Source organism: Escherichia sp. E1V33, assembly GCF_004211955.1.
Classification (GTDB): domain Bacteria; phylum Pseudomonadota; class Gammaproteobacteria; order Enterobacterales; family Enterobacteriaceae; genus Escherichia.
Genome location: NZ_RHJI01000010.1, coordinates 83,792 through 104,708, shown reverse-complemented (window position 1 = coordinate 104,708; position 20,917 = coordinate 83,792). Strand labels below are relative to the sequence as shown.

19 protein-coding genes are annotated in these 20,917 nt (G+C 48.2%); 12 read left to right on the top strand and 7 right to left on the bottom strand.

Annotation, left to right across the window (positions count from 1 at the left end):
• Positions 1-81 precede the first annotated feature (81 nt).
• Positions 82-2,016 (bottom strand): protein kinase YeaG, encoded by a 1,935-nt coding sequence (yeaG, locus tag D9742_RS08580; RefSeq protein WP_064529211.1) that lies wholly within the window; start codon positions 2,014-2,016, stop codon positions 82-84.
• Between the two features lie 435 nt (positions 2,017-2,451).
• On the opposite strand from yeaG, the gene mipA reads away from it, so the two are divergent.
• Positions 2,452-3,198: a scaffolding protein MipA gene (mipA, locus tag D9742_RS08575; protein WP_130236624.1), complete on the top strand. Its 747-nt coding sequence runs from the start codon at positions 2,452-2,454 to the stop codon at positions 3,196-3,198.
• 89 nt (positions 3,199-3,287) lie between these two features.
• Entirely contained in the window at positions 3,288-4,142 is an 855-nt protein-coding gene (gene yeaE / locus D9742_RS08570; RefSeq protein ID WP_130236623.1) for a methylglyoxal reductase YeaE, read from the top strand.
• A 48-nt stretch (positions 4,143-4,190) separates the two neighbouring features.
• On the opposite strand, the gene D9742_RS08565 is transcribed toward yeaE, so the two are convergent.
• Positions 4,191-5,075, bottom strand: a complete 885-nt coding sequence (locus tag D9742_RS08565) for a D-hexose-6-phosphate mutarotase (protein ID WP_130236622.1) — start codon at positions 5,073-5,075, stop codon at positions 4,191-4,193.
• A gap of 83 nt (positions 5,076-5,158) precedes the next feature.
• Positions 5,159-6,154 carry a glyceraldehyde-3-phosphate dehydrogenase gene (gapA, locus tag D9742_RS08560; RefSeq protein WP_000153502.1) on the bottom strand — a complete coding sequence of 332 codons (996 nt, stop codon included), beginning with the start codon at positions 6,152-6,154 and terminating at the stop codon, positions 5,159-5,161.
• 341 nt (positions 6,155-6,495) lie between these two features.
• On the opposite strand from gapA, the gene msrB reads away from it, so the two are divergent.
• The 10 genes from msrB to D9742_RS08510 all read left to right on the top strand — a co-directional run bounded on the left by msrB (position 6,496) and on the right by D9742_RS08510 (position 16,292).
• Positions 6,496-6,909, top strand: a complete 414-nt coding sequence (msrB, locus tag D9742_RS08555; RefSeq protein ID WP_130236621.1) for a peptide-methionine (R)-S-oxide reductase MsrB — start codon at positions 6,496-6,498, stop codon at positions 6,907-6,909.
• Positions 6,910-6,950: 41 nt separating this feature from the next.
• Complete coding sequence (locus tag D9742_RS08550) at positions 6,951-7,223, top strand: YeaC family protein (RefSeq protein ID WP_130236620.1); 273 nt, start codon at positions 6,951-6,953, stop codon at positions 7,221-7,223.
• A gap of 357 nt (positions 7,224-7,580) precedes the next feature.
• On the top strand, positions 7,581-8,657 hold the full coding sequence (locus D9742_RS08545) for a zinc-binding dehydrogenase (RefSeq protein ID WP_130236619.1): 1,077 nt from the start codon (positions 7,581-7,583) through the stop codon (positions 8,655-8,657).
• Between the two features lie 26 nt (positions 8,658-8,683).
• Positions 8,684-10,063 (top strand): MFS transporter, encoded by a 1,380-nt coding sequence (locus tag D9742_RS08540; RefSeq protein WP_130236618.1) that lies wholly within the window; start codon positions 8,684-8,686, stop codon positions 10,061-10,063.
• Positions 10,064-10,078: 15 nt separating this feature from the next.
• Positions 10,079-11,122, top strand: a complete 1,044-nt coding sequence (locus D9742_RS08535; RefSeq protein ID WP_130236617.1) for an NAD(P)-dependent alcohol dehydrogenase — start codon at positions 10,079-10,081, stop codon at positions 11,120-11,122.
• A 20-nt stretch (positions 11,123-11,142) separates the two neighbouring features.
• On the top strand, positions 11,143-11,979 hold the full coding sequence (locus tag D9742_RS08530; protein ID WP_130236616.1) for a ketose-bisphosphate aldolase: 837 nt from the start codon (positions 11,143-11,145) through the stop codon (positions 11,977-11,979).
• Between the two features lie 4 nt (positions 11,980-11,983).
• Positions 11,984-12,931 (top strand): sugar kinase, encoded by a 948-nt coding sequence (locus D9742_RS08525; protein WP_130236615.1) that lies wholly within the window; start codon positions 11,984-11,986, stop codon positions 12,929-12,931.
• A 9-nt stretch (positions 12,932-12,940) separates the two neighbouring features.
• Positions 12,941-13,921, top strand: a complete 981-nt coding sequence (gene ydjG / locus D9742_RS08520) for an NADH-dependent methylglyoxal reductase (RefSeq protein ID WP_130236614.1) — start codon at positions 12,941-12,943, stop codon at positions 13,919-13,921.
• A 135-nt stretch (positions 13,922-14,056) separates the two neighbouring features.
• Positions 14,057-14,815, top strand: coding sequence for a DeoR/GlpR family DNA-binding transcription regulator (locus tag D9742_RS08515; protein ID WP_130208366.1), 759 nt, complete (start codon positions 14,057-14,059; stop codon positions 14,813-14,815).
• Positions 14,816-14,933: 118 nt separating this feature from the next.
• Positions 14,934-16,292 (top strand): MFS transporter, encoded by a 1,359-nt coding sequence (locus tag D9742_RS08510; RefSeq protein WP_130236613.1) that lies wholly within the window; start codon positions 14,934-14,936, stop codon positions 16,290-16,292.
• 102 nt (positions 16,293-16,394) lie between these two features.
• On the opposite strand, the gene pncA is transcribed toward D9742_RS08510, so the two are convergent.
• From pncA to sppA, 4 genes are all read right to left on the bottom strand, one after another.
• The gene (gene pncA, locus D9742_RS08505) at positions 16,395-17,036 is read right to left on the bottom strand and encodes a bifunctional nicotinamidase/pyrazinamidase (protein ID WP_130236612.1); all 642 of its coding nucleotides are present in this window, start codon (positions 17,034-17,036) and stop codon (positions 16,395-16,397) included.
• A gap of 10 nt (positions 17,037-17,046) precedes the next feature.
• On the bottom strand, positions 17,047-18,063 hold the full coding sequence (gene ansA, locus D9742_RS08500) for an asparaginase (RefSeq protein WP_130236611.1): 1,017 nt from the start codon (positions 18,061-18,063) through the stop codon (positions 17,047-17,049).
• Positions 18,064-18,194: 131 nt separating this feature from the next.
• On the bottom strand, positions 18,195-18,905 hold the full coding sequence (locus tag D9742_RS08495; protein WP_130236610.1) for an SIMPL domain-containing protein: 711 nt from the start codon (positions 18,903-18,905) through the stop codon (positions 18,195-18,197).
• Between the two features lie 115 nt (positions 18,906-19,020).
• The gene (gene sppA / locus D9742_RS08490) at positions 19,021-20,877 is read right to left on the bottom strand and encodes a signal peptide peptidase SppA (protein ID WP_130236609.1); all 1,857 of its coding nucleotides are present in this window, start codon (positions 20,875-20,877) and stop codon (positions 19,021-19,023) included.
• Positions 20,878-20,917: the final 40 nt, after the last annotated feature.

Genomic DNA, 20,917 nt, shown 5'->3' with positions numbered 1-20,917 from the left:
TGCTACGCCTGTGTTGCAGCCTGTCTGGCCCACGGTTCGCTGTCGTTGTAGGCCCGGTGCATGCGCACCGGGCCGTTGTTGTTAAGACGATTTACGTACGCGCAAATACCATTCGCACAGTAAACGCACCTGTTTACGGGTGTAGCCTTTTTCCATCATACGGTCGACAAAATCGTCGTGTTTCTTCTGCTCGTCGGTTGAGGTTTTGGCGTTGAACGAAATGACCGGCAACAACTCTTCGGTATTGGAGAACATTTTCTTCTCAATGACCGTGCGCAGTTTTTCGTAACTGGTCCAGTTCGGATTGCGTCCGCTATTATTCGCTCTGGCACGCAGTACAAAGTTGACGATCTCGTTACGGAAATCTTTAGGATTACTGATCCCCGCCGGTTTTTCGATTTTCTCCAGCTCGGCGTTCAACGACTCGCGATCAAACAGCTGACCAGTATCCGGGTCGCGATACTCCTGGTCCTGAATCCAGAAATCTGCATAAGTGACATAACGGTCGAAAATGTTCTGCCCATATTCAGAATAGGATTCAAGGTAGGCTGTCTGGATCTCTTTGCCGATAAACTCGGCATATTTCGGGATCAGATAACCTTTCAGGAACTCCAGGTAGCGTTCGGCCTGCTCTTGCGGGAATTGCTCGCGTTCAATTTGCTGTTCAAGAACGTAGAACAGATGAACCGGGTTAGCCGCCACTTCCACGTGATCGAAGTTGAACACGCGCGAGAGGATCTTAAACGCGAAACGCGTAGACAGACCGTTCATCCCTTCATCGACGCCCGCGTAATCACGATATTCCTGATATGACTTGGCTTTCGGATCGGTATCTTTCAGGCTTTCGCCATCATAAACGCGCATCTTCGAATAAATGCTGGAGTTTTCTGGCTCTTTCAGGCGCGAAAGAATTGAAAAACGTGACAATGTTTCCAGCGTGCCAGGTGCGCATGGCGCGTGAGTCAATTCACTATGATTAAGTAATTTCTCGTAGATTTTGATCTCTTCGGAAATACGTAAGCAATATGGCACCTTCACGATATAGACACGGTCCAGGAAGGCTTCGTTGTTTTTATTGTTACGGAAAGTCACCCATTCAGATTCGTTTGAGTGCGCGAGAATAATCCCGTTGAACGGCAGGGCTGAGATACCTTCCGTCCCGTTGTAGTTGCCTTCCTGGGTTGCGGTCAACAGCGGATGCAGCACTTTAATCGGTGCTTTGAACATCTCCACAAATTCCATGATCCCCTGATTGGCACGGCACAGCGCACCGGAATAGCCGTAGGCATCCGGATCGTTCTGGGCGTGGTGTTCGAGTTTACGAATATCCACTTTCCCCACCAGCGCGGAAATATCCTGGTTGTTCTCATCGCCCGGTTCCGTTTTGGCAATGGCAATCTGTTGCAGAATAGACGGCCACACTTTGACCACGCGGAATTTAGTGATGTCGCCCCCAAATTCATGCAGGCGTTTTGCCGCCCACGGCGACATAATAGTGCCAAGGTAGCGACGTGGAATGCCGTACTCTTTTTCAAGGATCTGCGCATCTTCTTGTGGATTGAACAGACAGAACGGATGATCGTTAACCGGGCTTCGCTCACCGTTGGCGCTCAATACATAAATAGGCACGCGTTGCATTAATGATTTCAGTCGTTCAGCAAGTGACGACTTACCCCCACCCACAGGACCCAGCAGATACAGGATTTGTTTCTTCTCTTCCAGCCCCTGAGCCGCGTGTTTCAGATAAGAGACAATCTGTTCAATCGCGTCTTCCATGCCGTAAAATTCTTCAAATGCCGGATAACGTGCGATGACCCGGTTAGAAAAGAGTCGAGAAAGTCTGGGCTCCTGGGCTGTATCGACCATGACAGGCTCACCAATAGCCATCAATAGCCGCTCTGCCGCGTTGGCATAAGCACTGCGATCTTGCCGACAAATGGTAAGAAACTCCTGCAGTGTGAACTCTTCGTCCTTGGCAGCTTCATATCGCTGGCGATAGTGATCGAATATATTCATGGTATGCCGTCCTTTCGTTTTTTAGCACAGGTTAAGAGCCGTTCATATGAATAGTAGAGGCTCCCGGAAGAGGTAAACTGAACGACGTCTCTTGCTAAAACACAGCAACTCTCATGCCATCCTGCCGACTGTGAGAACAACGTGCCCGGTGATACACCTTCAAAATTAAGCGTAGATGGCAATTGGAAAACTTGCCTGCACGGCTTTCTGAATTTCAATGGCATATCAACAACTCATCCATAAAAATTGCATAACTAATGTAAAGAATAATGCCGCCATTAACGCAGAATTCATTCAGCTGTAAGCGCCGCGTCATCAGCGTCAGGAAAATTAAACAGTTACCTTTTGAAATGAAAACGCAAAAAGTTTGGGTTTCGTTGTATTGACGGGTAAACTTTGTCGCCCGCTAAACATTTGTTTAAGGAATGATTAATTGTGACCAAACTCAAACTTCTGGCACTTGGAGTGCTTATCGCAACGTCTGCAGGCGTAGCACACGCTGAAGGTAATTTTTCCCTGGGCGCAGGCGTAGGTGTCGTTGAACACCCTTATAAAGATTACGATACCGATGTTTACCCAGTACCGGTAATCAACTATGAAGGCGATAACTTCTGGTTCCGTGGCTTAGGCGGTGGTTACTACCTGTGGAATGACGCGACGGATAAACTTTCGGTTACCGCTTACTGGTCGCCGCTCTACTTCAAAGCCAAAGACAGTGGCGATCACCAAATGCGTCACCTGGATGACCGTAAGAGCACTATGATGGCTGGTCTGTCTTACGCTCACTTTACCCAGTATGGTTACCTGCGTACCACTCTGGCTGGTGACACCCTGGATAACAGCAACGGCATTGTCTGGGATACTGCCTGGTTATATCGTTACACTAATGGTGGTCTGACTCTGACTCCAGGTATTGGTGTACAGTGGAGCAGCGAAAACCAGAACGAGTACTACTATGGCGTATCGCGTAAAGAGTCCGCTCGCAGCGGTCTGCGTGGCTATAACCCGAATGACAGCTGGAGCCCGTATCTGGAGCTGAGCGCCAGCTACAACTTCCTCGGCGACTGGAACGTTTACGGCACCGCGCGCTATACCCGCCTGTCTGACGAAGTTACCGACAGCCCGATGGTTGATAAATCCTGGACTGGTCTGATTTCTGCCGGGATCACCTACAAATTCTGATAATGCACCTTTCCAGGACATTTTGTGCATAAAAACAGGGCGTAATGCCCTGTTTTGCATTACGGTGGTGCAAAAACTGGGAGGAAGCGATGCAACAGAAAACGATTCAATTTAGTGGTGATGTCTCACTGCCAGCCGTAGGGCAGGGAACATGGTATATGGGCGAAGAGGTCAGCCAGCGTAAAACCGAAGTTGATGCACTGCGTGCGGGCATTGATCTTGGTTTAACTCTCATTGATACCGCCGAAATGTATGCCGATGGCGGTGCCGAAAAGGTGGTTGGTGAAGCATTATCCGGCCTGCGTGATAAGGTTTTCCTCGTTTCCAAAGTCTATCCGTGGAATGCCGGCGGGCAAAAAGCCATTAACGCTTGCGAAGCCAGTTTACGTCGTCTCAATACCGATTATCTCGATCTCTACTTATTGCACTGGTCTGGCAGTTTCGCTTTTGAAGAGACTGTTGCGGCAATGGAAAAACTGATCGCCCAGGGCAAAATTCGTCGCTGGGGCGTTTCTAATCTTGATTATGCCGACATGCAGGAACTCTGGCAGGTGCCAGGGGGAAATCAGTGCGCTACCAATCAGGTGCTTTATCATCTCGGTTCGCGCGGTATTGAATATGATCTGCTACCCTGGTGTCAGCAACAACATATGCCAGTGATGGCATACAGTCCGTTGGCGCAGGCCGGGCGCTTACGTAATGGCTTGCTAAAAAACGCAGTGGTCAACGAAATTGCTCATGCTCACAATGTCACTGCGGCGCAAGTTCTGCTGGCGTGGGTGATCAGCCATCAGGGCGTGATGGCTATTCCGAAAGCGGCAACTGTCGCACATGTCCAACAAAATGCGGCAGTGTTGGAATTGACGCTTTCAGGGGAAGAGTTGACGATGCTGGACAAAGCGTACCCCGCACCAAAAGGAAAAACTGCGCTGGATATGGTGTGATTTGCTGCAAGGCCGGATGCATGCATCCGGCACAGTAACTAACGCAAATTAACGTTTGGCAACGCGAATGGATTGCGCCAGATGCGAAGGTTTCTCTTTGGTGACTTTTTGAGTTTCTGAGGCGTAAGCTGTTTCTACACAAACAAATGTTTTGTAGCCATCATCCGGCATATCGCCCATGCTGACTGAAAGCGCCGGTCCAGGGTTCCAGCCAACGACGTTCAGATGATGCTGGTGGCCTACGGTGATAATACGATTTAACGCCGCGTCATTAATAACACTGCAATCCTGGGCATTCAGATACACGCGGTCGGTACGATCCGGGAAAGTCTGGACCCCGTCAGTTAGTGCACCTTCTTTTGCATCATTCACTTTATCAATGTAGCGATCGCCCAGACCACTGACGCTCACCCCGGCAATATCGCCAACATTAAAGTAGGTATGCAGGGCAGAGGTGGTTTCAAATTCGCCATGTGATTCAAGATCGATTTCACAGGTTTTACCAACGCGGAAATGCGCTAATAGCGTAAAGTCGTGTGGCCAGTATTTTTTCGTCTCTTCGCTTTGTGTCAGTTCGAAAGTCAGCGCCACGCCATTGGCATCTTCACTATGTGATTTCAGCGTCCACGGCAGATTACGGGCAAAACCGTGAGCAGGTAGACCTTGTTGTGCTGCCGGACCAAACCACGGCCAGCAAACCGGCACGCCGCCGCGAATGGCGACACCATTTTTAAACGGGGTATTGTTGCTCAACCACAGAACTTCTTCCTCACCCGCAGGTTTCCACGAGAGAAGATGAGCGCCCTGTAATGCAAAAGAGGCTTTTACCTGGGGATGATCGACCACAATAAGGTCCAGTTCATCCAGTTTACGACGGGAGAGGACAGGGGTAATTTGTTCGATGACCGGAAGGGCAAAAATTTTCTTAATCATGACGCAGTCCTTTAACTTCATTTCATCAGGTAAAAAAAAGAGCGACCGAAGTCGCTCTTTATAGATCACAGTGTCATCTCAACTTATTTGGAGATGTGAGCGATCAGGTCCAGAACTTTGTTGGAGTAACCGGTTTCGTTGTCGTACCAGGATACCAGTTTCACGAAGTTGTCGTTCAGAGCGATACCAGCTTTAGCATCGAATACGGAAGTGCAAACTTCGCCGTTGAAATCGGTAGATACTACGTCATCTTCGGTGTAGCCCAGAACGCCTTTCATTTCGCCTTCAGCAGCAGCTTTAACGGCAGCTTTGATCTGCTCGTAAGTTGCAGCTTTTTCCAGACGAACGGTCAGGTCAACTACGGATACGTTCGGGGTCGGAACGCGGAACGCCATACCAGTCAGTTTGCCATTCAGTTCTGGCAGTACTTTACCTACAGCTTTAGCAGCACCGGTAGAGGACGGGATGATGTTCTGAGAAGCGCCACGGCCGCCGCGCCAGTCTTTGTGAGACGGGCCGTCAACGGTTTTCTGAGTAGCGGTGGTAGCGTGAACGGTGGTCATCAGACCTTCGATGATGCCGAAGTTATCGTTGATAACTTTAGCCAGCGGAGCCAGGCAGTTGGTGGTGCAGGAAGCGTTGGAAACGATGTCCTGGCCAGCATATTTGTCGAAGTTAGCGCCTTTAACGAACATCGGAGTGTTGTCTTTAGACGGACCAGTCATAACCACTTTTTTCGCACCAGCGGTGATGTGTTTACGAGCAGTTTCGTCAGTCAGGAACAGACCTGTTGCTTCAGCGACAACGTCAACACCAACTTCGTCCCATTTCAGGTTAGCCGGATCACGTTCAGCGGTAACACGGATTTTTTTACCGTTAACGATCAGATGACCGTCTTTCACTTCAACGGTGCCGTCGAAACGACCGTGAGTGGAGTCATATTTCAGCATGTATGCCATGTAATCAGCGTCTAACAGGTCGTTGATTGCAACGATCTCGATGTCAGAACGTTTCTGAGCAGCACGGAAAACAATGCGACCGATACGGCCAAAACCGTTGATACCTACTTTGATAGTCATATATTCCACCAGCTATTTGTTAGTGAATAAAAGGTTGCCTGTAAAATTACAAAAACCTTACGCAGCGTCAAGCGGAATCGTGTCAATCATTGCGACAAATCAATCCTCTGCCTAAGCATTACGCGACTGACTTGCCTCACTCTTCCTTTGTGCCTGAAACCACATGAGGGCGGCGCCGAGAATTTTAAAGGGCAATTATGATAAAAATGTGATTTTCATCACGATTTAGGCGCTGCCATTTCGCTGAGATCAAGTTTAGGACAAATTTTTGCCAGTTGGTGTTAATGTTTTGTTAGAATTGGTCGCGTAATGTGAGCGTTATTAAAGTGAGATGTGAGCAAATGGCTAACAAACCTTCGGCAGACGAACTGAAAAACAAATTGTCCGAGATGCAGTTTTACGTGACACAGAATCACGGGACGGAGCCGCCATTTACTGGCCGTTTACTGCACAATAAGCGTGACGGCGTTTACCATTGTTTGATCTGCGATGCCCCTCTGTTTCACTCCCAGTCTAAATATGATTCAGGTTGTGGCTGGCCGAGCTTCTACGAACCAGTGAGTGAAGAATCAATTCGTTATATCAAAGACTTGTCACATGGAATGCAGCGTATCGAGATTCGTTGCGGTAACTGTGATGCCCATCTGGGACATGTCTTTCCTGATGGCCCGCAGCCAACAGGCGAACGTTACTGTGTTAACTCAGCCTCTCTACGTTTCACTGATGGTGAAAATGGCGAAGAAACCAACGGCTGAAAAAACGATTCAGCAACTTATTCCACAGGAGCGGAAAAATCATGAATCTTGACGAAATGATCAACAGCATGACGCCTGAGGTTTATCAGCGTTTATCGACCGCTGTTGAACTGGGAAAATGGCCAGATGGCGTTGCGCTGACCGAACAACAAAAAGAGAACTGCCTGCAACTGGTCATGCTTTGGCAAGCCCGAAACAATACCGACGCGCAGCATATGACCATCGACACCAACGGTCTGATGGTGATGAAGAGCAAGCAGCAGCTGAAAGAAGATTTTGGTATTACGGCGAAGCCAATTGCTATGTTCAAGTGATGGAGTTATCCCCTTTACAGGTAATTAATAAAGGGGATTGTCTGAAATTAAGTGTCCCCCTCGTCGATTTCGTTTGTAGCTTTAAACCTTTGCGGATCTTCACGTCTGTATTAACACCCTACATTTTTCATTCCTGATTCCGTTCTTTTATTAAGCAGGGATCACTGCTTAATTTTCCTCTTTTGCGTTCCGCCTTCCATCAATCTGTAACCCATTCTCAGGTTTTCTGCGTATTTGTGATCTAAGTTGTAAAACGCAGATCATTATCTGTGTTTTAAAGATTTAATGTTGACCTCAAAAATTATGTGGGTAAGTATGATGGTCATCTAAGCAAAACAAAACACAGAGGATGACGCAATGAAAGCACTGGCTCGGTTTGGCAAGGCCTTTGGTGGCTATAAGATGGTTGATGTCCCACGGCCCGTTTGTGGCCCGGAAGATGTGGTGATTGAAATTAAAGCCGCAGCTATCTGTGGCGCAGACATGAAGCACTACAACGTCGATAGCGGTTCAGATGAATTTAACTCGATTCGTGGCCATGAGTTTGCAGGCCGAATTGCGCAGGTTGGTGAAAAAGTCAAAGACTGGAAAGTGGGGCAGCGCGTCGTATCTGATAATAGTGGTCATGTTTGCGGCGTTTGTCCTGCCTGTGAACAAGGTGATTTTCTGTGTTGTACAGAAAAAGTGAATCTTGGTCTGGATAACAATACCTGGGGCGGTGGCTTTTCCAAATATTGTCTGGTGCCTGGCGAAATCCTCAAAATTCATCGTCATGCGCTGTGGGAAATCCCTGATGGTGTTGATTATGAAGATGCTGCCGTACTGGATCCTATCTGTAATGCCTACAAATCCATCGCTCAGCAATCAAAATTCCTGCCAGGTCAGGATGTGGTCGTCATCGGCACCGGTCCTCTTGGGCTGTTCTCTGTGCAGATGGCACGGATCATGGGGGCGGTAAATATCGTTGTCGTTGGCCTGCAAGAAGATGTGGCAGTTCGCTTCCCTGTGGCAAAAGAGTTAGGTGCGACGGCGGTGGTAAATGGTTCTACTGAGGATGTCGTTGCGCGTTGCCAGCAAATTTGTGGCAAAGACAATCTTGGGCTGGTGATTGAATGCTCCGGAGCCAATATTGCGCTGAAACAAGCCATCGAAATGCTGCGCCCGAATGGGGAAGTGGTGCGTGTTGGCATGGGCTTCAAACCTCTCGATTTCTCCATTAATGACATTACGGCCTGGAACAAAAGCATCATTGGGCATATGGCCTATGACTCCACTTCCTGGCGCAATGCCATCCGCCTGTTGGCCAGTGGTGCTATCAACGTCAAACCGATGATTACGCATCGTATCGGCCTGTCCCAATGGCGCGAAGGATTTGATGCGATGGTCGATAAAACCGCAATCAAAGTGATTATGACTTACGACTTTGATGAATAACTACTCTCCTGAAGGAACGTTATCGCATGGAACAGATAACAAAACCGCATTGCGGCGCCCGGCTGGATCGTTTGCCGAATTGTCGCTGGCATTCATCAATGTTTGCCGTCGTCGCTTTTGGCTTGCTTGTCTGCTGGAGTAATGCTGTAGGCGGCTTGATTCTCGCGCAGTTAAAAGCGTTGGGCTGGACAGATAACTCCACCACCGCCACATTCTCGGCAATTACGACCGCCGGAATGTTTCTCGGTGCGCTGGTAGGCGGCATTATCGGAGACAAAACCGGACGCAGAAACGCATTTATCCTCTATGAGGCCATTCATATTGTCTCTATGGTCATTGGCGCTTTCTCGCCGAACATGGATTTCCTGATTGCCTGCCGTTTTGTGATGGGCGTCGGGCTGGGAGCTTTACTGGTTACACTCTTTGCTGGTTTCACCGAATACATGCCGGGTAGAAATCGGGGAACGTGGTCCAGTCGGGTTTCTTTTATTGGCAACTGGTCATATCCGCTCTGTTCATTGATTGCGATGGGACTTACACCGCTAATTAGTGCCGAGTGGAACTGGCGGGTACAACTGTTCATCCCCGCAATATTGTCGCTTATCGCTACGGCGCTGGCCTGGCGCTACTTTCCTGAATCACCGCGCTGGCTGGAATCGCGCGGACGGTATCAGGAAGCAGAACAAGTCATGCGGAACATTGAAGAAGGTGTCATTCGCCAGACGGGGAAACCCTTACCGCCAGTGGTTATTGCTGATGACGGTAAAGCGCCACAAGCGGTGCCTTATTCTGCTCTACTGACGGGCGTATTACTCAAACGCGTTATTTTAGGTTCCTGTGTCCTTATTGCCATGAACGTTGTGCAGTACACGTTAATCAACTGGTTGCCAACGATTTTCATGACCCAGGGAATTAATTTAAAAGACTCCATTGTCTTAAATACGATGAGTATGTTTGGCGCGCCGTTTGGCATTTTTATCGCCATGTTGGTGATGGATAAAATTCCGCGTAAAGCAATGGGTGTTGGGCTATTAATTCTGATTGCAGTGCTCGGATATATCTATTCACTGCAAACCAGTATGTTGCTCATAACATTGATTGGTTTCTTCCTGATTACTTTCGTCTATATGTACGTTTGCTATGCCTCGGCAGTGTACGTCCCTGAGATCTGGCCGACAGAGGCCAAATTACGTGGCTCCGGTCTGGCGAATGCGGTAGGGCGAATCAGTGGTATTGCCGCACCTTATGCCGTTGCAGTGTTACTCAGCAGCTATGGTGTTACAGGGGTATTTGTCCTGCTTGGTGCTGTTTCAATTATTGTTGCCATTGCTATTGCCACCATTGGAATAGAAACCAAGGGTGTCTCGGTTGAAAGTCTAAGTATTGAAGCTGTGACTAATAAATAATTTTTAGGGGAAGAAATGAAAAATTCAAAAGCAATATTACAAGTACCTGGCACCATGAAAATTATTGCTGCAGATATACCCGTACCCAAAGAAGATGAAGTGCTAATTAAAGTGGAGTATGTCGGTATTTGCGGTTCGGATGTGCATGGATTTGAATCAGGACCGTTTATTCCGCCAAAAGACCCAAATCAGGAAATTGGCCTGGGTCATGAATGTGCGGGGACGGTAGTTGCAGTGGGAAGCCGCGTGCGCAAATTTAAACCAGGGGATCGGGTAAATATCGAGCCTGGCGTTCCTTGTGGTCACTGTCGTTACTGCCTGGAAGGTAAATACAACATTTGTCCGGATGTCGATTTTATGGCGACGCAACCGAATTACCGTGGTGCATTAACGCACTATCTGTGTCATCCGGAGAGCTTTACTTACAAACTGCCCGACAACATGGACACGATGGAAGGGGCGCTGGTAGAACCTGCCGCAGTCGGGATGCATGCCGCGATACTGGCAGAGGTTAAACCAGGTAAGAAGATAATTATTCTGGGAGCGGGTTGTATTGGTTTGATGACGTTGCAAGCTTGCAAATGCATGGGAGCAACGGAAATTGCCGTCGTTGATGTGCTGGAAAAACGTCTGACAATGGCGGAACAACTCGGCGCGACAGTGGTTATTAACGGCGCAAAAGAAGACACTATTGCACGCTGCCAGCAATTTACCGAAGACATGGGCGCAGATATTGTTTTCGAAACAGCCGGTTCTGCGGTAACGGTAAAGCAGGCCCCTTATCTGGTGATGCGCGGTGGAAAAATTATGATTGTCGGCACTGTACCCGGCGATTCGGCAATCAATTTCCTCAAAATCAATCGTGAAGTCACCATCCAGACGGTATTCCGCTATGCCAATCGTTATCCGGTCACGATTGAAGCTATTTCATCAGGACGATTCGATGTGAAATCGATGGTAACGCATATTTACGATTACCAGGATGTGCAACAGGCATTTGAAGAGTCGGTTAACAACAAACGCGACATTATTAAAGGCGTTATTAAACTTAGCGATTAATTAATTCGGGAGAACGGAACATGCTAGCAGATATCAGATTTTGGGAAAATGATGCCACCAATAAACATTATGCTATTGCCCATTTTAATGTATGGAATGCCGAAATGTTAATGGGGGTTATCGATGCAGCAGAAGAAGCAAAATCACCGGTTATTATTTCTTTTGGTACGGGATTTGTCGGGAATACCTCATTCGAAGATTTCTCGCATATGATGGTATCAATGGCACAAAAAGCAACGGTGCCGGTAATTACCCACTGGGATCATGGAAGGAGTATGGAAATTATCCATAACGCCTGGACTCATGGAATGAACTCCTTAATGCGCGATGCATCTGCGTTTGATTTCGAAGAAAATATCCGTCTGACCAAAGAGGCCGTTGATTTCTTCCATCCGCTGGGTATTCCGGTAGAGGCGGAGTTAGGCCATGTGGGTAATGAAACGGTTTATGAAGAAGCACTGGCTGGCTATCACTATACTGACCCTGACCAGGCGGCGGAATTTGTTGAGCGCACTGGCTGTGACTCACTGGCAGTGGCTATCGGGAATCAGCATGGCGTTTATACCTCCGAGCCGCAATTGAACTTTGACGTTGTAAAACGTGTACGCGAAGCCGTTTCTGTTCCCCTGGTATTGCATGGAGCATCAGGGATCAGTGATGCTGATATTAAAACTGCGATTTCATTGGGTATAGCGAAAATCAATATTCATACTGAACTGTGCCAGGCCGCAATGGTAGCAGTGAAAGAAAATCAGGATCAGCCTTTCTTGCACCTCGAGCGAGAAGTCCGTAAAGCAGTTAAAGAAAGAGCATTAGAAAAAATCAAATTATTTGGTTCAGACGGCAAGGCGGAATGATGCAATGGACAATCTTGAAGTTATATGTATAGGTGGCGCTATCGTTGATATTCCATTACAGCCGGTCAGTAAAAAAATTTTTGACGTAGATTCTTATCCGCTTGAAAGAATAGCAATGACCACGGGAGGAGACGCAATCAATGAAGCAACGATTATTTCTCGCCTGGGGCATCGCACGGCATTAATGAGCCGCGTCGGCGAAGATGTCGCAGGGCAATTTATCCTGGAGCACTGTCGCAAAGAGAAAATTGATATTCAGAGTCTGAAGCAAGATGTGAATATTGATACATCTATTAATGTAGGTCTGGTTACAGCGGACGGCGAGCGAACATTTGTCACTAATCGCAACGGCAGTTTGTGGAAATTGAATATTAATGATGTCGACTTTGCGCGATTCTCTCAGGCAAAGTTATTATCGCTAGCCAGTATATTCAATAGCCCACTGTTAGATGGCAAAGCCTTAAAAGAAATTTTTACGCAAGCGAAAGCCCGGCAGATGATCATTTGTGCCGATATGATCAAGCCACGCCTGAATGAAACACTGGATGATATTCGCGAAGCTTTGGGTTTTGTCGATTATCTGTTTCCTAATTTTTCCGAGGCAAAATTACTCACCGGAAAAGAGACGTTGGACGAAATTGCTGACTGCTTTCTTGCGTGCGGCGTAAAAACGGTGGTGATTAAGACGGGTAAAGACGGCTGCTTTATCAAGCGTGGTGACATGACGATGAAGGTACCAGCGGTAGCGGGAATTACGGCCATCGACACCATTGGCGCGGGCGATAACTTTGCTTCAGGTTTTATTGCAGCACTGCTGGAAGGTAAAGAACTGCGTGAATGTGCGCGCTTTGCCAATGCAACGGCGGCTATATCGGTATTGAGTGTTGGTGCTACCACCGGCGTGAAAAACAGAAAGCTGGTCGAACAATTGCTGGAAGAATACGAAGGGTAATGAAGGCAAATGAGAATGATACCTTTAGGCACAACGGATATAACGGTTTCACGGATGGGGTTGGGGACATGGGCTATTGGCGGTGGTCCTGCATGGAATGGCGATCTCGATCGGCAAATTTGTATTGATACGATTATTGAAGCCCATCGTTGCGGCATTAACCTGATTGATACTGCGCCAGGATATAACTTTGGCAATAGTGAAGTTATTGTCGGTCAGGCGTTAAAACAATTGCCCCGCGAACAAATTGTTGTCGAAACGAAATGCGGTATTGTCTGGGAACGAGAAGGCAGTTTATTCAACAAAGTCGGCGATCGGCAGTTGTACAAAAACCTCTCTCCTGAATCTATCCGCGAAGAAGTCGATGCCAGCCTGCAACGTCTCGGCATTGACTACATCGATATCTATATGACGCACTGGCAGTCGGTGCCGCCTTATTTTACGCCGATTGCGGAAACTGTAGCAGTACTTAATGAACTGAAGGCTGAGGGGAAGATTCGTTCGATTGGTGCTGCAAATGTTGAAGCTGACCATATACGCGAATATCTGCAATATGGTGAGCTGGATATTATTCAGGCGAAATACAGCATTCTCGACCGGGCAATGGAAAACGAACTGCTGCCGCTATGTCGTGATAATGGCATTGTGGTTCAGGTCTATTCACCGTTAGAACAGGGGCTGCTGACAGGCACCATCACTCGTGATTATATTCCAGGCGGCGCGCGGGCAAATAAAGTTTGGTTCCAGCGTGAAAACATGCTCAAAGTGATTGATATGCTTGAACAGTGGCGGCCACTTTGTGCGCGTTATCAGTGCACAATTCCCACTCTGGCGCTGGCGTGGATATTAAAACAGAGTGATTTAATCTCCATTCTTAGTGGAGCAACTGCGCCGGAGCAGGTACGTGAAAATGTGGCTGCGCTGGCAATCAACTTATCAGATGCCGACACATTATTGATGAGGGAAATGGCAGAAGCCCTGGAGCGTTAAAGTAAAATACGGTTCACCTCTGTTTCTGTGTAATCGATGATTTAAATCTGTGATTCAGACAGGTTATTTTGAAAGTAAACATCGCTTATGCGATAATCGCGCTAACGTGATGTAAAAAGAGACAGGGGTGTAATCGTGGCGGCAAAAGACAGGATTCAGGCAATTAAACAGATGGTTGCCAACGATAAAAAAGTAACGGTTTCGAATTTGAGCTCGATTTTTCAGGTAACCGAAGAAACCATTCGCCGCGATCTCGAGAAGCTGGAAGATGAAGGTTTTTTGACCCGAACTTACGGGGGCGCAGTTCTGAACACAGCGATGCTGACGGAAAATATCCATTTCTATAAGCGAGCTTCGTCGTTTTATGAAGAGAAGCAGCTTATTGCTCGCAAGGCGCTGCCGTTTATCGACAATAAAACCACCATGGCGGCAGATTCCAGTAGTACCGTCATGGAACTGCTCAAACTGTTGCAGGACCGTAATGACCTGACATTACTAACCAACTCGGCGGAAGCCATTCATGTTCTGGCTCAGTCAGAAATTAAAGTTGTGTCAACCGGTGGGGAACTGAACAAAAACACGCTTTCCCTGCAAGGACGAATCACTAAAGAGATCATCAGTCGTTATCATGTCGATATTATGGTAATGAGTTGTAAAGGTCTTGATATTAACAGTGGCGCGCTGGACTCGAACGAAGCGGAAGCTGAGATCAAAAAGACAATGATCCGCCAGGCGACAGAAGTTGCGTTATTAGTCGATCACTCCAAGTTTGATCGCAAAGCTTTTGTCCAGTTAGCTGACTTTAGCCATATTAATTACATAATAACTGATAAATCACCGGGTGCAGAATGGGAAGAATTTTGCAAAGACAATAATATCCAGCTTGTGTGGTAATTTAAACACACGTTGTCAGTATTATTTGTTCCAGCGCCTGTGAAATAAAATGATGATAAAAATGCGGCAAGTGAGTTTGCCGCAATTGCTACCTTTTTAGCAAAATTCGAGGCACCAAATGGAACAATATGATCAAATTGGCGCAAGACTGGACCGCCTGCCTTTGGCCCGGTTTCATTATCGTATATTTGGCATAATCAGCTTTAGTCTGTTATTAACTGGTTTTTTAAGTTATTCAGGTAATGTTGTTTTAGCAAAGCTGGTAAGCAATGGATGGTCAAATAATTTCCTCAATGCTGCTTTTACGTCGGCATTAATGTTTGGTTATTTCATCGGTTCGCTTGCCGGTGGATTCATTGGTGATTACTGTGGACGGCGTCGGGCATTTCGCATAAATCTTCTTATTGTTGGTATCGCGGCGACAGGCGCTGCTTTCGTCCCTGATATGTACTGGCTAATCTTCTTTCGCTTCCTGATGGGGACAGGAATGGGGGCGCTGATTATGGTTGGCTATGCGTCGTTTACTGAATTTATTCCCGCTCTGGTTCGTGGAAAATGGTCCGCGCGACTCTCATTTGTCGGCAACTGGTCGCCCATGTTGTCAGCGGCGATTGGCGTTGTCGTTATCGCTTTCTTCAGTTGGCGCATAATGTTTCTGCTGGGCGGTGTTGGGATAATATTAGCATGGTTACTTTCTGGTAAATATTTTATTGAGTCGCCTCGTTGGCTGGCGGGTATTGGACAATTACCGGGAGCCGAAAGGCAACTTCGTGAAGTAGAGCAGCAAATCGAAAAAGAGAAGGGTATTCATCTACCACCACTTGCTTTGAGACAAAGCAAAAGTCAGAGTAATGAAATTAATGCTACTTTTTGGTTGCTATTTAAAGGCGAGATGTTGCGGCGCACGTTAGTCGCGATTACGGTTTTAATTGCGATGAACATTTCGCTTTATACTATCACCGTATGGATACCTACCATATTTGTTAACTCCGGTATTGATGTTGATAAGTCGATATTAATGACTGCTGTTATTATGATTGGCGCTCCGGTTGGAATATTTATTGCTGCATTAGTTATTGATCACTTTCCTCGCCGATTATTTGGCTCGTCTTTGCTTATAATTATTGCCGTGTTGGGGTATATATATTCTATACAAACTACAGAATGGGCCATTTTAGGTTATGGTCTGGTGATGATCTTCTTTCTTTATATGTATGTTTGTTTCGCGTCTGCGGTGTATATCCCGGAACTTTGGCCAACCCATTTACGCCTGCGCGGCTCGGGTTTTGTTAATGCCGTCGGGCGAATTGTTGCGGTCTTCACTCCCTATGGCGTTGCGGCATTATTAACACATTACGGGTCAATCACGGTCTTTATGGTGCTTGGTGTGATGTTAGTGCTGTGTGCGCTGGTCCTCTCCATTTTTGGCATCGAAACGCGGAAGGTATCGCTGGAACGAATTTCTGGTGTGAATTGAATCTTCGTTGATTGCGCCAATTGCCAGATGCAACGTTGACGTGTTTTATCTGGCCTACGATGTAATTAAGGAATTGTAGGCCATTGATATCTCTGACTAATATTATCCCTGCGTCTCTTCCCAGTCTGTCAGTGTGTACAATGTTGCCCCAGCAACAGACATCTCCATAAACGCGTGCGCACTGTCCTGTGGCTGGATATTCACACCGCGACAGCCATCGGTAATCACGTTCACGCGATAACCTAATTGCAACGCGTCCAGGACGGTAAACTTCACGCAATAGTCCGTAGCCAGCCCCATAATGATCAATTCATCGATTTCATGGTCGCGCAACCAGCCATCGAGCTCGGTTTTCTGCCGCCGCCCGTTATCAAAAAAGGCACTGTAACTGTCGACTAAAGAATTTTCACCTTTGTGAAACACGGCATCAATCGACTTTTGCGCCAGCAGAGGGTGCAACGCCGCGCCTTCGCTGTGTTGAACACAGTGATCGGGCCAGAAGGTTTGCGGTAGACCGTCGAGCTGACCCTGTGTATAAGGCTCTACACCGTGCTGGCTGGCGAAACTGCCGTGATTAACTGGATGCCAGTCCTGACTGGCGACGACCGCTTCACCACGCGCTTTGCACCAGTTTATCAGGGCATTAGCAACATCAACCGTGCTATCACCTTCGGCAACAGCCAGCGCGCCGCCAGCGCAGAAATCATTTTGTAAATCGACCAGTAACAGAGCGCGTTGGGGCATTACAGTCTCCTTAATCATCCGGCGTCAGTTCGCCGCGCAGGTTTTGGCTCATAGCCTTGCGAATGGTTTCGGTATCCAGTCCCTGGCTGAGCAGGTAGTGCAGTTTGGTTAGCGTGGCTTCTACGGTCATATCCGCACCGCCAATCACGCCGGCATGGGCGAGGGCGTTACCGGTGGCATAACCGCCCATATTCACTTTCCCGGACATGCATTGTGTCAGGTTAACAACCACAATTCCGCGATCGCTGGCTTCTTGTAATTCTTGCAGGAATGCTTTGTTTTGCGGCGCATTACCCACGCCATAAGAGCGCAGAATCAACGCCTTAACCGGTTGCCGCAAGAAGTTGCGCACGACGTCAGCAGAAATCCCCGGATAAATCGTCACTACGCCGATCGGCTGTGGTGTGATCCGATGAACGATCAGCTCACCTGTGCCGTGCGGGGCGGGGGGCGTATTTAAACGGCGAATATGGATACCGGCTTCCAGTAACGGGGGAAGATTTGGTGACGCGAAGGCATCAAAACCATCGGCATGGGCTTTGGTGGTGCGGTTGCCGCGATACAGGCGATTATTAAAAAAGAGTGTGACTTCGTTGATGGGATAATTCGCCGCAACATACAACGCATTCAGCAAATTGATTTGTCCGTCAGAGCGTAACTCGGCCAATGGGATTTGTGACCCTGTCACAATAACCGGTTTACCGAGATTCTCCAGCATGAACGACAGCGCAGAGGCGGTATACGCCATCGTATCGGTGCCGTGCAGAATGACAAAACCATCGTACTCGTCATAGTGTGCTTTAATATCTTCAGCAATATGCTGCCAGTCCTCTGGCGTCATATCTGAAGAATCCATCAGCGGTGTGTATTCATGAATGGTGAAATCCGGCATCTCCGGGCGATGGAATTCCGGCATCAGCGCCAGCTGGCGTTGTAGATGACCTGACACCGGAATATAACCCTGCTCGGAACGCTGCATCCCGATGGTCCCGCCCGTGTAGGCAACGTAAATTGATTTCTTTTGCATGATATTGATATAAATGATATCGAAAGAGCAAAAGTATATACGTGAGGGGCCGCGAGCGCACCTGGATACTCTGTGGATATGAGAAAAGTCCGGCGGAACAGAGGGAGTGGCATCCCGCCGGGGACAAGTGATTAATCCTGCAACTCATAGGTTACGGTCGTGACTACACGCACCGTTTTGTTAATCGCCGAGGGATCATCTTCGTCACTGCCACTGGCGAAGATCTGGAACACGCCTTGTGACGCATCGCTAATGGACCCCACCTGACTACCTGAATCTGTCGCAAACTGTAATGCTGCGTTGCGTGCGTCCTTCGTTGCGGCAGCAATCATCTCCGCGCGAAGTGCGCCAATACCATTAAAACGATAGGCAATTTTGCTATCAGCGATAGCGCCATCTGTGGCGACTTGTAGGTCGTTTAATTTAGCGACGACTTTTTCGACGGCAGCAACGTTATGCGTTTTTATCGTAACAGACCCGTCGGCGTTATAACGTGGCATCGTCGGATCATCTTTGAGGTAAAAGGCATCCGTTCGCTTACTTGTCCATTGACCCACGTTTATCTCTTTGTCGTTAATTCCCTGGGCGTGGAATTCGGCAACAATCTTTTTCTGCGCTTCTTCAAGTTTTGGGAAAAGTTCGCCAGGAACATTACCCTTAAAGTTGATAGCAATTGTTAATTCAGCCGTATCTGCGCGAACTTCTTTTTCTGAAAGCCCCCGCACGTTCACATAACGGTTATTGGTTTTTAAATGTTTAACACCATCACCTACGAAGTATCCGCAGGCGCTGATCCCCAGTCCGAGGACGATAGCGGCAATTAAAGAAGGTGCCTTATTCACTGATGACTCCTTATCAGGTGCAAAATGAGCAAGGCAATGTAGTGGAGAGAGGGAGTGAAAGACAGTCCGGTTCAGGAGTGTGGCCGACAGCATATCGGCCACATATTTGCAGGAATTAACGCACGTTGGCGCAGGTCAGGCAAAACGCGTAACGGTTTTGCGGGTCGTTAAAGGCTGCCAGCTTGTCGCTTTCGCTTTTAACGGTTGAAGCGACCGAGGCCAGCGGCGCAGGCAGCATGGCCTGGAGCGCATCTGGCAACATTGCCCGGACAGAACCTGACATGTTGTCCATCACCTTGTCGAATAAGGTCGGCTCATCGACGTAATATTCCAGATGCCATTGTTTCAGTTTTGCCAGTTCAGCCGCTTTGGCAACTGCATCATCGAAATCACCGAGACTATCGACAAGCCCATTTGCTTTTGCATCCTGACCGGTCCAGACATGGCCCTGGGCGATTTTATCAATCTGCTCCGGCGTCGAATGACGCGCATCAGCAACCAGCGTGATAAAGCGTTTATAGCCGTTCTCAATGCTCAACTGCATCATCTGCTGCGCTTCTGGTGGCAGTGCCTTAGTGATGGAAACATCTGCCAGCGGTGAAGTTGAAACGCCATCGGTGTGTACACCAATCGAATCCAGACTATTTTCTACAGTGGTGATCACGCCGAAGATACCGATAGAACCGGTCAGGGTGCTGGGGTTAGCCACAATGTAATTAGCAGGCGTAGAAATCCAGTAACCACCAGATGCCGCCATGCCACCCATCGATACAACCACAGGCTTACCCGCGGCCCGGGCTGCTGCCAGTTCAGCGCGAATTACTTCAGATGCTGTAACGCTGCCGCCTGGGCTATTAACACGCAGAACAATCGCTTTCACTTTCGGGTCAAGGCGAGCGTCACGGATTTGTGCCGCAGTCGTATCGCCACCAACATTCCCCTGAGTTTCTTCGCCATCCATAATCGCGCCATTAGCGAAGACGACCCCGATGCTGTCGCCGGTATCTGCCGGAGTTTTCAGTGCGTAATCGTAATAACTGATGGCGCGATAATTTTTATCAGCCTTGCTCCAGCCAAACTCTTTGGTCAGGGCTTTTTCAATTTCGGCATTCGTTGCCAGCGCGTCGACCAGTTTGTTTTCCAGCGCGTACTTCGCAGTATCGCCACCCGTTTTGGTTAAGCCAGCCAGTAGCCCTTGCGCCCCAGGGAATACCTGCTGGGCAGGGATCTGGCGGTTAGCGGCAACGGTATTGAGATAGTTTTGCCACAGTTCGCCAATCCAACGGCTATCGGCTTCGCGAGCTGCCGGGGACATATCATCACGAATAAACGGCTCAACGGCAGATTTATAAGTCCCCACGCGGAACACATGTGTAGAAACTTTTAGCTTATCCAGCAATGATTTGTAGTACAGGCCGTTGGTGGCAAAACCGTGCAGATCAACCACGCCTTGCGGAGACAGCCAAATTTTGTTGGCGAAACTGGCGAGATAATATTGCCCCTGGCTGTAGTTCTCGCCAATGGCATAAACCGGTTTACCGCTGTCACGAAACTCTTTCAGGGCTTTGCCGATGTACTGCATAGACGGTTGGTCACCGCCTGCAAAGTCTTTCAGATCCATCACGATACCGGTGATGTTCCGGTCATCTTTAGCCTGACGAATCGTGTTCACGATATCAAACAGCGAGTTTTCCTGCAGACGATCGGAACTGGCGCCAAGCAGTTGGCGGCTTAACTTACTAAACCGCTGCGAACTGTCGGGCTTATCGACGATCACGCCGGAAATATCGAGCAGTAATGCGCCACGACCGGCGGTTTCTTTGGTATCGCTACTACTGACCTGCATCCAGATCCCCACGCCAACCAGCACGAGGAAAATAAAGAACAGGTTAAGTACCATTTCACGGACAAAATTGAGCAGACGCCACGTCCATTTAAAAAATCCGGCAATAAATCGCCAAAGGGTTCGCATGTATTCTCCCAGACTAAAGGTCACACCTGTTACAGGTGCA